14 protein-coding genes are annotated in these 14625 nt (G+C 62.4%); 5 read left to right on the forward strand and 9 right to left on the reverse strand.

The annotated features are described in order from the left end of the window. Nucleotides 1–94: 94 nt before the first annotated feature. Both O6W96_RS03865 and O6W96_RS03870 read right to left on the reverse strand, forming a co-directional pair. Entirely contained in the window at nucleotides 95–877 is a 783-nt protein-coding gene (locus tag O6W96_RS03865) for a fatty acid desaturase (protein ID WP_353468332.1), read from the reverse strand. Beyond that, nucleotides 874–1365 carry a sterol desaturase family protein gene (locus O6W96_RS03870; RefSeq protein ID WP_435372187.1) on the reverse strand — a complete coding sequence of 164 codons (492 nt, stop codon included), beginning with the start codon at nucleotides 1363–1365 and terminating at the stop codon, nucleotides 874–876. The genes O6W96_RS03865 and O6W96_RS03870 overlap by 4 nt, the downstream gene beginning before the upstream one ends. Before the next feature lie 340 nt (nucleotides 1366–1705). On the opposite strand from O6W96_RS03870, the gene O6W96_RS03875 reads away from it, so the two are divergent. Further along, nucleotides 1706–2620: a phosphatase PAP2 family protein gene (locus O6W96_RS03875; protein WP_353468333.1), complete on the forward strand. Its 915-nt coding sequence runs from the start codon at nucleotides 1706–1708 to the stop codon at nucleotides 2618–2620. Here the strand turns inward: O6W96_RS03875 and O6W96_RS03880 are convergent. Together O6W96_RS03880 and yghU are read right to left on the reverse strand one after the other, a co-directional pair. Further along, nucleotides 2568–3875: a glycosyltransferase gene (locus tag O6W96_RS03880; RefSeq protein WP_353468334.1), complete on the reverse strand. Its 1308-nt coding sequence runs from the start codon at nucleotides 3873–3875 to the stop codon at nucleotides 2568–2570. The genes O6W96_RS03875 and O6W96_RS03880 overlap by 53 nt on opposite strands. A 245-nt stretch (nucleotides 3876–4120) precedes the next feature. Continuing rightward, nucleotides 4121–5014 carry a glutathione-dependent disulfide-bond oxidoreductase gene (gene yghU, locus O6W96_RS03885; protein WP_353468335.1) on the reverse strand — a complete coding sequence of 298 codons (894 nt, stop codon included), beginning with the start codon at nucleotides 5012–5014 and terminating at the stop codon, nucleotides 4121–4123. A gap of 165 nt (nucleotides 5015–5179) precedes the next feature. Here yghU and O6W96_RS03890 point away from each other — a divergent pair, with 165 nt between their 5' ends. Further along, a complete protein-coding gene (locus O6W96_RS03890; protein WP_353468336.1) occupies nucleotides 5180–6085 on the forward strand; it encodes a Gfo/Idh/MocA family protein in 906 nt (301 codons plus the stop codon). 248 nt (nucleotides 6086–6333) lie between these two features. Here O6W96_RS03890 and O6W96_RS03895 read toward each other — a convergent pair whose 3' ends face one another. Next, nucleotides 6334–6996 (reverse strand): winged helix-turn-helix transcriptional regulator, encoded by a 663-nt coding sequence (locus tag O6W96_RS03895; protein ID WP_353468337.1) that lies wholly within the window; start codon nucleotides 6994–6996, stop codon nucleotides 6334–6336. Nucleotides 6997–7076: 80 nt separating this feature from the next. On the opposite strand from O6W96_RS03895, the gene O6W96_RS03900 reads away from it, so the two are divergent. Continuing rightward, entirely contained in the window at nucleotides 7077–7505 is a 429-nt protein-coding gene (locus O6W96_RS03900) for a VOC family protein (protein WP_353468338.1), read from the forward strand. A 255-nt stretch (nucleotides 7506–7760) separates the two neighbouring features. On the opposite strand, the gene O6W96_RS03905 is transcribed toward O6W96_RS03900, so the two are convergent. Both O6W96_RS03905 and O6W96_RS03910 read right to left on the reverse strand, forming a co-directional pair. Next, nucleotides 7761–8714, reverse strand: coding sequence for a GGDEF domain-containing protein (locus tag O6W96_RS03905; protein ID WP_353468339.1), 954 nt, complete (start codon nucleotides 8712–8714; stop codon nucleotides 7761–7763). 66 nt (nucleotides 8715–8780) lie between these two features. After that, entirely contained in the window at nucleotides 8781–9530 is a 750-nt protein-coding gene (locus O6W96_RS03910) for a Crp/Fnr family transcriptional regulator (protein ID WP_353468340.1), read from the reverse strand. 679 nt (nucleotides 9531–10209) lie between these two features. On the opposite strand from O6W96_RS03910, the gene O6W96_RS03915 reads away from it, so the two are divergent. Beyond that, complete coding sequence (locus tag O6W96_RS03915) at nucleotides 10210–11292, forward strand: glycosyltransferase (RefSeq protein WP_353468341.1); 1083 nt, start codon at nucleotides 10210–10212, stop codon at nucleotides 11290–11292. Next, nucleotides 11289–12392, forward strand: coding sequence for a glycosyltransferase family 4 protein (locus O6W96_RS03920; protein WP_353468342.1), 1104 nt, complete (start codon nucleotides 11289–11291; stop codon nucleotides 12390–12392). The genes O6W96_RS03915 and O6W96_RS03920 overlap by 4 nt, the downstream gene beginning before the upstream one ends. Here O6W96_RS03920 and O6W96_RS03925 read toward each other — a convergent pair. Together O6W96_RS03925 and O6W96_RS03930 are read right to left on the reverse strand one after the other, a co-directional pair. After that, nucleotides 12343–13269: a glucosamine inositolphosphorylceramide transferase family protein gene (locus O6W96_RS03925; RefSeq protein ID WP_353468343.1), complete on the reverse strand. Its 927-nt coding sequence runs from the start codon at nucleotides 13267–13269 to the stop codon at nucleotides 12343–12345. The genes O6W96_RS03920 and O6W96_RS03925 overlap by 50 nt on opposite strands. A 64-nt stretch (nucleotides 13270–13333) precedes the next feature. Beyond that, on the reverse strand, nucleotides 13334–14557 hold the full coding sequence (locus tag O6W96_RS03930; protein WP_353468344.1) for a hypothetical protein: 1224 nt from the start codon (nucleotides 14555–14557) through the stop codon (nucleotides 13334–13336). Between the last annotated feature and the right edge of the window lie 68 nt (nucleotides 14558–14625).

Here is a 14625-nt window from a genome sequence, read left to right on the forward strand (position 1 = left end):
ATACCCAGGCAGAGATACAGCCCTGGATGCTTGCATATCGAAACCTAGGCGAACGCGCCTGTCATTGCGACAGCGGAAAGGACGATCGCTAGCGTCAGGCTCGATCCCCGACGACTCCATGATCGGCAGTTCGCACGGAAAGAGCACGTCGTCGCGATGGAAGCCCCCACCACGGTGTTCCTGGCGACACATGATGCTCGTGATGATAGCCACCGAAGTGGAAGCAGGTCAGCAGCGACAATACCGGCCCAACGTCGATGCTATGCGCGCGATGGGCATCCGCGAAGGGCGCCTCACGTTCTCGATGAGGCAACCACGTCCCGAACACGAACAACTGCGCCACCGCGCCCAAGGCCGGCAATGCCCAGAAAATGACGATGTTGCCGAGTGGCGCTCCAAGCAGCAACGTGTAGATCAGCGCTACTACGGTTATCCGGATGATTTGCCCGTGAGAATAGTAGGTCTTGAAAAACTGCAGGAACCAACCGAACAGACTTGGATCGCCACCATGAAAATCGGGATCGCCCGGTCTTCCGGTTTCCTTGTGATGCAGATGATGCTGCGGCAGCAATGTCGCATAGGACAGGCAGGCGTACAGCGAAAGACAGGTCGCACCGATTGCACGGTTTAGCCGTGGTCGATCAGGTGCCAACGCACTGTGCATCGAATCATGCGCGACGATGAACAGTCCGGTACTCAGCCACGTTTGGATGACGACCATCACGATCGCCACCGGCAGCGTATCCAAGCTCCACCGCCAGAAAAAGATGCCGGTCACGTGGATCGCAAGCCACGCCGTGACGATCGCGGCGGCCAACGACACGCCGATCCGCGTCTGGCGCTTCAGGGCCTCGGGTCGGGGAAGCGCGACGCTCATTTCTCGCCTTCTGCCGCCATCCGTTCCGCCGCGGTTTCGGGACGCACCGCACGCCGCTGCGGGTCGGCGTTGGCGCGCAATTGCGCCTTCAGCACCGCTGGCGCGCGCGCGAACAGGAAGCCGTGGCTGACGGTACCGTCCTTGCCTTCGACAGCGTGATGTAGGCGATGGGCTTGCAACAGCCGTTTGAAATAGCCCTGCTTGGGCACCCATCGAAAGCCGCCGCGCTGATGCACGAGCATGTCATGTACGAAGGCGTAGATTCCGCCGTACACGGTGATGCCGAGCGCTGCCCACCATAGCGGTTCCCACCAGAGCCCGACGATGAACAGAACGATCGGCACGATCGCGAAGACGACCGCATACAGGTCGTTCTTCTCGAACCAGCCGTCATGATCCTCGTGATGCGACTTGTGCCAGCCCCAGCCCCATCCATGCATGACGTATCGATGCGCCGCCCAAGCGAAGCACTCCATGAACAGGACCATGAAGACGACGATCGCGAGTTTCTCGAACCAAGTCACGTAGCGTGATCGCACGGATTGACGATGAACGGGCGCTGCGAATTGAACATGATACACACATAACCTCTACCAGAGGCCGTTGCGAGGGCGCTTAGCGACAAAATCTTGGGTCGGAGACGGCTGCGGCCGTCCTCATCCGGGGCCTGTACCGCCACCCGGACCACGCAGTAACTAAAACGCCTCGTCGCGTACTGTCGAGCAATAAGCCGGTCATCTGTGATGGATTTCCAGGTAAAATGCACGGAAGCGATCGATCGCGGCACCGCACGGTGCCAAGCTGCGTTCGACCGCAATGATCGCTCCCGTGCTCCGCGCCGACCATAGAGACACGCCCTCATGGCTGTTGATCGCAGCCATGCTGATGAGTTTTCTCGCCGCCCAATATCATCACCGCTTCACGGTGGATCCGATCCGCGCGGCCCCCGTGATCGTGTCGCTAATGGCGCTCGGTATCGCGCTTGCGATCGGCAAATACACGGCGCGACCGCGCCTTATGGCTGGCGCGACCGCCTTCCTCCAGATGACGCTCTTTACGGTGTTCGGCGTCATTCTGGCATATGCACTGGCGGCGAACTCGGGTCCTTTGTGGGACACACGTCTCGCCGCCGCCGATCGCGCTATCGGCTTCGAGTGGCCGGTGATGCTTGCCCTGCTCGACAAATTTCCGCCCGCGATCTGGCTATTCGGCGTGGCCTATCACAGCCTTACCTTGCAGATGATCGTCGTCATCGTGGCGCTGAGCGGCATGGGGAAGTTCGAGACGCTGAGAACCATGGTCTGCGCCGCGATCCTGTCCGGTTTCGTCACGATACTCATTTCGGGCCTCACCCCGGCGATGGGCAATCTGTTCGACCCATCCCACTACACGCATCTCTGGCCATCCGTGGCGTGGCAGGAACAGGGGCTGATATCCGGACTACGCGATGGGTCGCTGCGGGTCCTGGATCTCACCATGCTCATGGGAATCGTGAGCTTTCCCAGTTTCCATGCAACGCTCGCGGCCATATTTATCTGGGCGCTCGGCGCGGTGCCGCGTCTTGCCTTGCCCGGCAGGGCGTGGGCGATACTGACGATCGGGGCAACGCCGATCTTCGGTGGCCACTACGGGGTCGACGTCGTCATGGGACTAATCCTTGCGCCACCTGCTATTCTTGCAGCGCACCACCTCACGCGGCGCAGGCTGCCTGCTCGTCTGGTAGACCAAGCCCTGCAGGCATAGCGCCACCGCCATCACACAGCACCGCAGAGACGATCGCCGCCGCTTCGACCGCACCCCCTGCCCCCGCGAGATCTGTCGCCAGTCGCCGTGCAGCACAACTGTAGGCTGGGTCCGTCAGGACACGCCGCAACGCGCGTTCGAGCCCGCCTTTGCCTGCTTCATCCGCCGATACGATGGCTCCAGCGCCAATCCTCATCAATCGCGCCGCCGTTGCGGGTTGTTCGAAGGCCAACGGCACAGCGACGATGGGAACGCCAACAGCCAGCGCATCCAGCACTGTGTTGAAACCACAATGCAGGATCGCCGCGGAACACTGCGACAGGATACGAGCCTGAGGCCAGAACGCCCGCACCAGCGGGTTTCCGGGGAGCGAGTTGGCTTCGCGGTCGCTCAGCCCCCCACCATGCGCCACCACCGCACGCGCACCGACCGCGGCGCACGCAGCCGTCATCGCGGCAAACAGAGATCGACGCGCACCCTGTAACGAACCCAGCGAACAGAATATGAAGGGTCGGCCGTCGTTTTCCGGCAGTCTCTCCTCAGGTTCGTCCAGTCGCCAAGGCGCGCCGTATTGGAAACTCGGCGGCAATGCTTTGCGCGGAAAATCCAGACCTGCCGGGCATTGCGCGATCTGTAGCCGGTCCGACCATTGATGCCGGGGGGCAGGATCGAGCCCCCAACGACGCGCATAGGTCGAGACTATCTTCGTGATCGGGCGCATCAGCATATCACTGACCACGTACCCGCCAGTATTCCGGTTTCGTCCTATCGCATCCGGACGATACGCCCACCCCAGAAAGGGCGGCGGTATCATCGGCTCCCTGAGCAACGGCAATCCCGTTATCGCCGTCACGAACGGCAGGCGGAGATGGCGTGCGACGAGCGCACCGGCGGGCTCGACGGAGTCCGCCAGTACCGCATCGACCCCGAGCCTGGAGAATGCCGCCGGAAGAGCCTTCAAAAGCAGTTCCGTCAACGATCCGGTGCTGCGGATCATCCTGGGGAGCCCGACGGGGCCCGATGGCTGCGCCAGCTTACGGAAATGCTCCGCCAGCAATCCCTGGCGGTCCGCCGGGTGATCGAGCGCCGCAAAACCCACGCTGCAATCAGGTACCAGCGAGGCAGCGTCGGCCATGTGGATGATCGTGACCCTGTGGCCCGCTTCGACGAGCGACGTGCCGAGTGCTGCCAGCGGATTGATGTGGCCCGCCGTCGGCGGCGCGATGATGGCGATATGCCGCCTTGTGACCGTCAATTCCCTGGAGCTTTCCGTCGCCGTCCTGTGAAGGTTACTATCAGCATCGAGGTGACGAGCGATAGCTGTATTCAGCGGGACGATGGCGCCAGATTCCCGCCGTCCGCCCGAACCGCTACCGTTGCCCCAGACCGCCGAACGGGTGAGCCACGAAGCACTGGACGCAAGAATCGGGCAATCGATCTAGGCGTCTGCGCACCTCGGCTCACCCGGCAAAAGGAATACTCAACCGCTTTGGCGAAACGTCACTCCGCGGCGCTGCCGGACGCCGCAGCGTCGAGCTTGTCCTGCGTCCGCGTATCGAAGTCGCCCGCGTCGTGGCGCTCTGGGAGCTGACTGGACGGGTCGCCCATTATGCGGTTGACCATCCGTCCACGCGCTACCGCGGGCCGCGCGGCGATCAGGTCCGTCCAGCGCCGGACGTTCTTGTAGTCGTCCACCTGAAGGAACTCGGCGGCATCATAGACCAGCCCGTGCACCAGGGCGCCGTACCAGGGCCACACCGCCATGTCGGCGATCGAATAGTCGTCGCCGCCGAGATACTCGCTTTCACCCAGTCGCCGGTCGAGAACGTCGAGCTGTCGTTTCACCTCCATCGCGAAGCGGTCGATCGCATATTCGATCTTGACGGGCGCATAGGCGTAGAAATGCCCGAACCCGCCGCCGAGCATCGGCCCCGCCCCCATCTGCCAGAACAACCACGACAGCACCTCCGCACGCTTGGCGGCATCGGTCGGCAGGAACGCCCCGAATTTCTCGGCGAGATAGACCAGGATCGAGCCGGATTCAAAAACCCGGATCGGGCTTGCACCGCTGCGATCGACCAGTGCCGGGATTTTCGAGTTGGGATTGGCGTCGACGAAGCCGATGCCGAACTGGTCGCCGTCCATGATCTTGATGAGCCAGGCGTCGTATTCGGCACCGGTGTGCCCCGCCGCGAGTAGCTCCTCGAGCATCACCGTCACCTTCACCCCGTTTGGCGTCGCCAGCGAATAGAGCTGGAGCGGATGCTTGCCGACCGGTAGATCCTTGTCGTGGGTGGCGCCGGCGATCGGCCGGTTGATGCTCGCGAACCGGCCTCCACTCTCCTTGTTCCAGGTCCAGACCTTGGGTGGCGTGTAATCGGCGGTCTCGGTCATCGGGTTTCTCCCCTGGAGTTAGTCCTCGCCGAGGAATTGAGCCGTTGCGGAATTCGGCGCAAGTGCGGAGTACGTCGGGCGAAGGCGTAGCGGCTGTCGGTCGAACGCGTGACGGTGCAATCCGATGCGCGATATGAGTTTTGTAGACGGTATTGGGACATTGCAATGCGCGTGCTTGTGACGGGATTGGGTGACATCGCGCGCAAGGCGTATCTGCCGGTACTATCGACGGTGCCGGACTTGGAGCTTCATCTGGCGACCCGCGATCAAGACGTGCTGCGCGAAGCCGGACGCGCTTTCCGCGTGCCTAATCTGCATGCCGGTATCGAGCAGGCATTGGCTGCCGTGACGTTCGACGCAGCGTTCGTGCATGCGTCGACCGATGCTCATCCGTCGCTGGTCGGGACATTGCTCGAACATCGTGTCCCTACCTTCGTCGACAAGCCTCTTGCCGATACCCTCGATCGGGTCCGACAACTCGTCTCGCTTGCCGAGCGTCGGGACACGCTGTTGAAAGTCGGGTTCAATCGTCGATTTGCCCCGGATTATGCTGGCCTTCGCGAGGTCGGTGCGGATTTGATCGTCATGGAAAAGCATCGTCATCGGCAACCCGACACGCCGCGACGAGTGGTATTCGACGACTTCATCCATGTCGTCGATACGCTGCTATTCCTTGCGCCTGCCCCCATTCAGCGCCGCACGATCGAAACGCACGTCGAGCAGGGCCTGTTGAAGGCGGTGACGCTGGTGCTCGCGGGGGATGGCTATACCGCCATCGGTACCATGCACCGGGATAGCGGGCTCGACGAGGAACGGCTGGACGTGATCGGTAACGGCGTGCGGCACTCGGTGCGAAACATCGCCGAGACGGTCCGCTCGGCGGGTACGGAATGTCGGCATCGACGGGGAGACTGGATTTCGGTCGGCCATCAACGCGGCTTCGAGGCGATGTGTGCAGATTTCCTGCTGGCCGTGCGTGAGAGACGATCCACCGTCGAGGCGGACATCCTGCCGACACATGAAATCTGCGAGGCAATCGTCGCCCGAGCGGATGCGCAATCGCAGGACTGAAAACGGACAGCACGTGGCGTATGGGCTGGAACGATCACCGAAGCTCAGCGCCCCCCCCCCCCCCGACCGAGCGGTCGTCGCATCCAACCCGTCATGGTCAGCCCTTTATCTATTCCCGGTACCGGAGGAATCGGCCTTGCGAACCCGCCACTTCCGGCGACGCTGAACATTCTCCTGGGCCTCCGCAGCGGACTCGGCAGCGGTAGTCTCACTCGTCCGCACGACAGTATCGTTGGCCGCCTAGTTGATCATTCGTCCGACGCCTTGGGGGGCAGTTCGAAGAGATCGGCGAAGCGAATCGCGACGGCGGGGTCACCCGTGACGGTGATCGGCAGCCGATCGAATGGCACCTTACCGTACACGAAGGCGGCGATCATCGGCGGGTCGGTCGCAAGTATAACGTCGGCGGTCGGGGTATCCTCGCGTGTGACGTTCAGCGTCTCGCCTACGTACACGACGAACGATTCGACACCGAAGCGAAATCCGATCGTCGCCCGCCAACCGCCGCTACCGCGGAACATCGTCCGGAACGACAGCATCAGCGATGCGGGCGAAATGGGCAGCGTCGGATCATGCTCCGGCGAGCGCGCCGCCCACCGGCCAAGCGCCTGGATCGCCTCCTCCGCCTCATATCCCCAGGGTGTCAGGCCATAGACGTGAACGCTGGCGGGCGGCGGCAGTTTCTCGCGACGCGCGATGCCGGCAGCCGCCAACCCGTCGAGCCGCTGGGTCAGGACGTTCGCGCTGATTCCTGGCAACGCCGCGCGCAGTTCGCCGAAACGGCGCGGGCCGAACATCAGTTCGCGCACGATCAACAGCGACCACCGCTCACCGATTAGTTCCAGCGCATGAGCCGTACCACAGGCATCATTATACCATCGCTTCGACACGACCTCGGTCACGTCAGTCATCTTTTCTAACTTCATAGTTGCTTTTAATAACCATCCTGGCCATGCCATGCAAACAGCGAGTCGAACAGGAGTGTTTGGACATGGCCAAGAGGATCTTCGTGAACCTGCCGGTTGCAGACGTCGCCAGGGCGGCGGCATTCTACGAGGCGATCGGCTTTACGCGCAACGCGATGTTCTCGACGCCGCAGGCCGCTGCGATGGAATGGTCCGCGGCGATCTCGGTCATGCTGCTCGACCATGGCTTCTACGCCACCTTTACCGACAAGCGGATCATCGACGCGCACACGACGAGCGGCGCGCTGTTCGCGCTGTCCCTAGACAGCCGCGCGGACGTCGACTCGATCACCGAAGCGGCACTCGCCGCGGGCGGGCGCGAGTTGCACGGACCCGAGGATCTGGGCTTCATGTACAGCCGCGCGTTCGAAGATCCCGACGGTCATGGCTGGGGACCGATGTTCATGGACATGGAGGCTGCTGCCACGGGGATGGGCCAGCCAGAACCGCAATAAGACAGCCGAGCTTTCAAAGGGTCGGCCGACCCTTTGACGTGACGTACCTGAGCCAATGCGGGGAGAAGCAGGCGCCACGCCGAGGCCGCCGCCTGCGCGCGCGGTCGAATGAATGTACTGCGTCGGGTATGTCGTGGTGGCACCATCCAAGTTGGGTACGGGGAAGTCTACGCTCCCGCCCGTCAAACCCCGATGATCGGTACCGGCGGGGAGTTTATTTGCGGGCCGTTGCGGTGTGGGCGCGATCTGGTGGCGCTACGGCTGTCGGGGTTCGCCGTCCCGCGCGGGCTCATTGTCAAAGGCCCATGCGCTTTTTCCGGCGTCCTTGGCCCGGTACAAGGCTTGATCGGCAACGCGCAACGTCTGCGCCATGTCGGACCCTGTTGCCGCCCCCAGGCTGCAGGTCGCTCCGTAGTTCGTATGATTGAGCGCCGTCATGACGGCATCGTGAATTTCACCGCACTTCCTTTCGGCGGACCCTCTATCGCGAACGGCGAGACAGAATGCGAACTCGTCGCCGCCGACACGGGCCGTCACATCATAGGGCCGCACGGCCGATAGAATGGCATCTGCCACGATCCGTAGAACGTCGTCTCCTGCGGCATGGCCATGGCGATCGTTGACCGACTTGAAGTCGTCGACGTCGATCAGCCCGCACAAAAGGATCCGATCATTCCGCGCACTGGCCAACTCCAGTCGGCTACACTCGGCCTTGAACGCGCGACGATTGCCTAGCCCGGTCAGGGGATCGATCCGAGCGTTTGCCCGCTCCTGATCGAAGGTTCGGCGAAAGGCTCCAACAAACAGGATTATAAACACCACGCCGAAGACTCGCGCAGCTGCATTCCAGGCCGCTGTCGACACAGGGACGGACGACGCCTGCACCGAAAGGCCATCGCCGAAGCCGTTGAGATACAGGGTTACTGCGATCGCCATGATGCCCGATACGAGACCGGCGATCCTGCCGAGGCACCATACGGTAAAACACAGGGGCGTCAGATACAGAGGGTTCAGAGAGATATGCGGTCCGGTCGCACCGTCGATGACGAGCACCGCACTCCACAGCACGCTCAGCAAGACCGCGGCTGCCGCCGTCTCGAGATCCGCTGATCTGCGCAGCGCCATCTCGAGTGGTGACCACCTGCCTCTCGCATGACGGTGCTCAGGGGATAACGGAGCGCTCAGGTCCAGCGCGCTCTTCAACGGCACTGCAAACTCCCCGAAGATCCGTCCTTAACTGCTACGAGCAGCCCCTGATATCCACCCCTGAAGCACCTATGCATGGCGGGCACTCTGCGTCGCCGTCTCAGGCGGGCTTATGTGCAAATATCGGCTATTGAAGCCTGCTTCTGCCACCAGCATTTCCCAGTCCGGAATAGTCACACCACGTTTGCTATGGGTGATCAGGCCGTCGCTGATGAGACCTTTCAAGGTCCTGTTGATATGAACGGCCGTAAGGCCAAGCGCATCTGCCAGTTGCTCCTGCGTCATCGGCAGTTCGTACGCCTGCCCGGGTGGTAGGCTATGGTTGTTCAACCTGAAGGCAAACTCGCACAGCAGATGAGCGATGCGGGTGCGCGCATCGCGACGGCCGATATTGAGCATCCATTCCCGCGCCATCGATAGCTCGACGATCGTCGCGACGAAAAGCGCGTACGCCGCGGACGGGCACTTCGCGGCCAACTCGTGGAGTGCCGCATGGGATATCGTCACCACCTCGCACCGCGTCAGGGTCTGCACATTATTGTCTGCAGTGGCGAGATGCAGCTGCTGCAGATTATAGATTTCGCCGGGAATATGGATCGCAACGATCTGGCGCAGCCCTTCCACGCTGGTTTTATGCCGGTAGGCGACGCCGGAAACCAACATGCCGCAGTGATCGGGCATATCCCCGTCACGCAGCAAATAGCTGCCGGTTTCGAAGAAACGCGTCGTGTATGGCAGTTCGAGTAGTCCAACCCGATCTTGCGCCGAGATCGTCGCATGGAGAGCGAGTTTATCGACCATGCGAACGAGCGGGCTCATGCTGGACATATTCAATATCAAATCCCTGCAAATGCAGGGCTAAATCGCATGCACTCTTGGTTCAGCATTAATGCGGTATGATTTATTCAACTTAACTTATCATAACCCAAGTCAAATTACTAATACTTAAAATGATCTAGTACAAAACAACAATTGTTTGTTATCAACAGCTTATGTAGAATTATGTAAGTTCTCACATATGTTTGCATATCATAACTAATCTATGTTGCGTTAAGTGGTTGACGAAGACTAAGCTGAACTTACTACTCTATAGTCCGCGGGCGTACGTGGTCGCGGAGCATCCAGCAATTTACTGACAGACACGATACCCGTCAGCTGCAAACGCTGAATGTGCGGCTCTACGCCTCGACAATCGTGGCGCTTCTGATGGCAAGCTCATTATTGGGCCTCGATAATTCTTACATCTCATCAGTAACCGCCAGCTGCTTCGCGGACCGTGGAAATTACCAGGTTCGGTTAAGCGGCATTAAGCATTCGACAAAGCCAACCTTGAAAGCGCGAGTACCATTCCGGATCGAGGTCGATATCCGTCGATGCAACGTTGACGGTCCAGTCTCCGCATTCGGCGGACACGTGCATGGTCGATATAACGCTCGGCCGGATCCACCGAGGGAACAAAGCTTGCCGTCGACGCGATCTCGGCGCTACCCGCCGTGCCATGGCTACCCTGTCGATCCTCATCGTCCTCCATGATTTCGCACTCGGCGGCACCGAGCGCATTGCCGTGCGCCTTGCCGAAGCGTGGGCTCGGCGCGGCGTCGCAGTCACTATCTTCGCCGGTTCCGACGCGGGGCCACTGCAGACTTTGGCCGGCGACGCGGTCGAAATCGTTCTCGCATCTCCGCCTATCCCACGCGTGCGTGGCTCGCGCATTCAACTGGCGCGAGCCGTTCGCCGGTTCGTCGAATTGCCTAAGTTCGACGTCGTATTCATTCCCGGAAATTTCCACTGGCCCGTAGCCGCAGCATTGGCCGGTACGGACATTCCGGTCGTCGCGCAGGTCAGCGCCGCACTCGACAAGCCGCAACGCGGTCGGCTGCGGCAATGGGCGTTCGAGCGCCGGATGCGATACCTGTTGCGACGGGTACAAGCGGTAGTCGCGCTTTCGGACATAGCACGTGATCAGGCCGACCGGATACTGCGACGCCGCGTGACGACGACGATCGCGTTGCCTGCCCTCGGCGACGATGCACCGCCGCCGATGCCGATCCCCGACACGCTGATGCCGATCGTGCTCGCCGCGGGACGACTGGTGCCCGAAAAGGGGTTCGCACGATTGATCGATGCGTTTGCCCGATTGCCGCAAGACACGGCGCGGCTCGTCATCGTTGGCGAAGGCCCGGAAGCGGAGGCGTTGGCTCGGCAAAGCGAGTCGCTCGGCATCGCCGATCGGGTAGAGCTCGCCGGGTATGTCACCGATATTCGACCTCGGCTTGATGCCGCGCGGCTGGTCGTGCTGGCATCGGAATTCGAGGGGTATCCGGCAGTACTGGTCGAGGCGCTGGCGGCAGGCAGGCCGGTGGTTGCGACCGATTGCACCCCGGCGACGCGGCTGCTCGACACCCCTAGCGCGGGCCTGGTTGTGCCGCTGAACGATAGCGAGTCCCTCGCACGCGCGATCGCGACGATGCTTGCGCAAGCTCCGCCCGACCCTGAGGCTCTGGCGGCACTGGTCGACCACCACCGGATCGGTTCGGTCGCGCGTGCGTATCTCGATGTTTTCGAGCGCGTCCGCTCGTGACCTTACAGCCGATGCGGATCGCCTATGTCATCAATTCGGTCGAGGGCGGCGGCGCCGCGTCGCCGGTCCCGGCCGTACTCGGCGTGCTCCGCGACGGCGGCGCGCAAGTCGCGGTGTTCGCCCTTACCGCTCGCGATCGGCGCGGCGAGGCGGCGATGCGCGCCGCCGAGTTCGAGGTGCATGTACGCGACGGCGGCGAGACCGATCACGTAGCAGCGCTGCGGTGGCTCGATGCGACGCTGAAAGACTGGGAACCGACGCATCTCTGGACCTCGTTGACCCGCGCAACGCTGTTAGGCCAGATTGTCGGCCTGCGGCGTGGCTGGCCCGTCGTCAGCTGGCAACATGCCGCATTTCTCAAGCCGGCCAACCAAGTCCTGCTCCGCGCGATGCAGCGCTTGTCGCGGCTTTGGGTGGGCGACTCTACCGCGGTGACCCGGCTGACCGCGGAACGTCTTCACGTCCTCCCTGAGCGCTTGGTCCAATGGTCGATCTTCCGTGCCGATCCTGACGCGCGTCAGGCGACACCGCTACGCGAGGGGCAGCCGGTCCGGATAGGCAGTCTCGGGCGCCTCCATCGCGTCAAGGGCTACGACGTCCTGATCGAGGCGCTCGCTCGTATCGAAACAAGCACGCCCTACGAAGTCGTGATCGCCGGCGATGGATCGGAACGCGACACGCTCGTCGCCCGTGCCCGGACGCTCGGGCTTGAGACGCTGCGGTTCGCCGGTTACGTCGCAGACCCGGCAGCGTTTCTCACGGATTGCCACGTCTACGTACAGCCGTCGCGATCCGAGGGGCTATGCGTTGCGGCGCATGAGGCGATGCAGGCCGGATTGCCGGTGGTCGCTTCGGCAGTCGGCGAACTCCCGTCCAGTATAGTCGAGGGCGAAACCGGCTTCACGGTCCCACCCGGCGATCCCGCTGCGCTCGCCGCGGCGCTATCGATCATCCTGGCCAATCCCGCGAAATTGTCCGCGATGGGCCAAGCGGGTCGGGCTCGCGTTCTCGCGAATTTCGGACCGGAGCGGTTTGCCGCCACCGGCCTAACTATCCTCGATCGAATGCGCGCTTTCGGACTGCCCGGCCGAACTTCCTGACCTCGCGTACGGCTTCGATCGAAAGCCCGTGCAACGACAATTCGGTCCGCTTCATATCGACCAACGTTACCGGCCCTGCTGCTGACAACGTATGGAAACCCTCGACGTACGGCGCACACGAGTCCGGCGGCATCAGCGAGGGCCCGACCTCGGCCTCAAACCGCTCGCTGTTCAAAACGGTCATCGTCAGGGGCCGGATCCCTCCCCCGTAGGTCCGACTACAGTCCTGCACGGGCAGCACGATCCGACCGTCAATCGCCACCGGCATCCCACCCGGCCGTGCACTTCCGACATCGACGCGGACCGGGTTGGCGGGATGCGGCACCCATGGGCCTGCCAACCGCTTGGCATAGGCGACGTGCAATGCCCGCATCTTGTCCGGTTCGCGGTCGGCCGAGGTGTAGAACAGCCACCATAGCCCGTCATGGAACACCGGCGTCGCATCCACCGCGACGTGATCGAGTTCGATCACGTGCGCCGGCTCCCACCGGGTCGGAAAGTCGACCGCGCGGTACAGGGTCAGCCGGTTGGACCGATGCGCTTCGGGGAGCATCCAGGTCTCGCCCTCCCCCTCGAACACCAGCGGGTAGGACAGATGCCAAGGCTCGTTGAGGACCGGCTGGCGATCCACCAGACGAAAGTCGGCGTCGTAGACCAGCACGTCGATCGAACCGATCCGGACGCGGTAGTCGTACGTCTCGACGAACACGTATAGCCGTCCGTCGCGCCATAGCCCGAACGGGTCCGCCAAGAACTGGAAGCTACCCATCGGCGGCAACCACATCATCGGAAAGCCGGCGATCGATCCGCGCGCCAGAATGGCCTCGGCTGTCGCCATTACGATGGCGGGGCGCCAGATGTCCTTGCGTAGAGCCACGGTGGTCGATCGATCCCAAACGCCGCGCCAGGCATTGGCACTGCGCCGGCCTTCTCGCGGCGGTTCAGGCTACGCGCAACCCCTGCGTTCCCGTGATCGTCTCCTGTTCGCGCTCGGGGAAGACGCTCGGGGTCGTATTGCCGAGGACGCTCATCACTGCGCGCGCAGCACGAACGGCGGAGCGTTCGGTTGTCAACTCGAAGCTGCGCTCGAACAGCGCGCGCTGGACCGGCCGATATCGATCATGTCGCGCGACTGCACGATCGAGTGCGTCGCCCAGTCCTTCGGTGCCGGTAACGACTTCACCCGCCTGCCAGTGCGCATAGTTCGGATCGCCTTCCCACTTTGTCGCGTGCGCGTCGAGAAACAGGCAGGGCCGCGGCGTGTGGAGGAACTCGTACACCTGGCTGCTGACATCGCCCAGATAGATGTCGGCAGCGGCGGTATAGGTCATGTCGGTCGACGCCGCGCTGCCCAGATCGACATGGATGTTCGGTGCATCGAGAAAGCGCTGGTCGATCCGGCCGGCACGATCGACCCGAAACTTGTCGATCGTCAGCACGAACTTGCGGTGGAACAGCATGACGTGAGGCGCAAAGATGAGGTTGTACCGGTCATCTCGCAGGAAATGCTCCAGCACCGCACGGCCTTGTTCATACCAGGACGACAGGTGCGGCGACGGATGGGGATTGTAAAGCACGGTTGGCTTGCCGTTCGCCTGGAACGGCAGGCGCGGCGCTGGTTCGGGCATCAGGTCGAACTTGGGATAGCCGATCAGGCTCATTCGGTTCAACGGTACGCCAGCATCGCGGTGCAGGCGCTGGCGGATCTTGCTGCCCGACACCAGCACGTGATCGAACGTCGCGCTTTGCTTGTTAAAGCCAATTGCCCGGTCGCCGGCGCCGTGGCGCGTATGGATGATCTTGAGATCGTCGAGGCCGTAGCGGGTCTTGAGCAATAGCGAGGTCTTCTCGGCGACGACCAGCGCGTCGAGCGACCGGAAGAAATCGAGGTTGTCGCGGTAGATGCCGATCTTGGTCACCGGCAGCGCCCACTCGAACGTGCTCGCCAGCGCGCGCGTCGACGCGCGGCGCAGGCTGAGTTCGATGAGCGAAACGGTGACGCCCAGTCGCGCGCACAGCCGACGCACTTCGTCGGTGAGCCGGGCGTTGGTGGTGGCGACGACGATCTCCGCATTCGGATAGCCCTGCGCCATTGCCAACGCCGTCGGGAGGGCATGCGCGACCTGGTGAACCTGGTCGTGGTTGAATAGAAAGCCGATCTTCATGCCCGGTAGACGTTCCCGACGGGGGCGACCCTCACTAAATATTTCGTCATTTTTGCAGAAACGCGGAA

Origin of the sequence: Sphingomonas faeni, from assembly GCF_040407495.1 — a bacterium.
In the GTDB taxonomy this organism is placed as follows: domain Bacteria; phylum Pseudomonadota; class Alphaproteobacteria; order Sphingomonadales; family Sphingomonadaceae; genus Sphingomonas; species Sphingomonas faeni_D.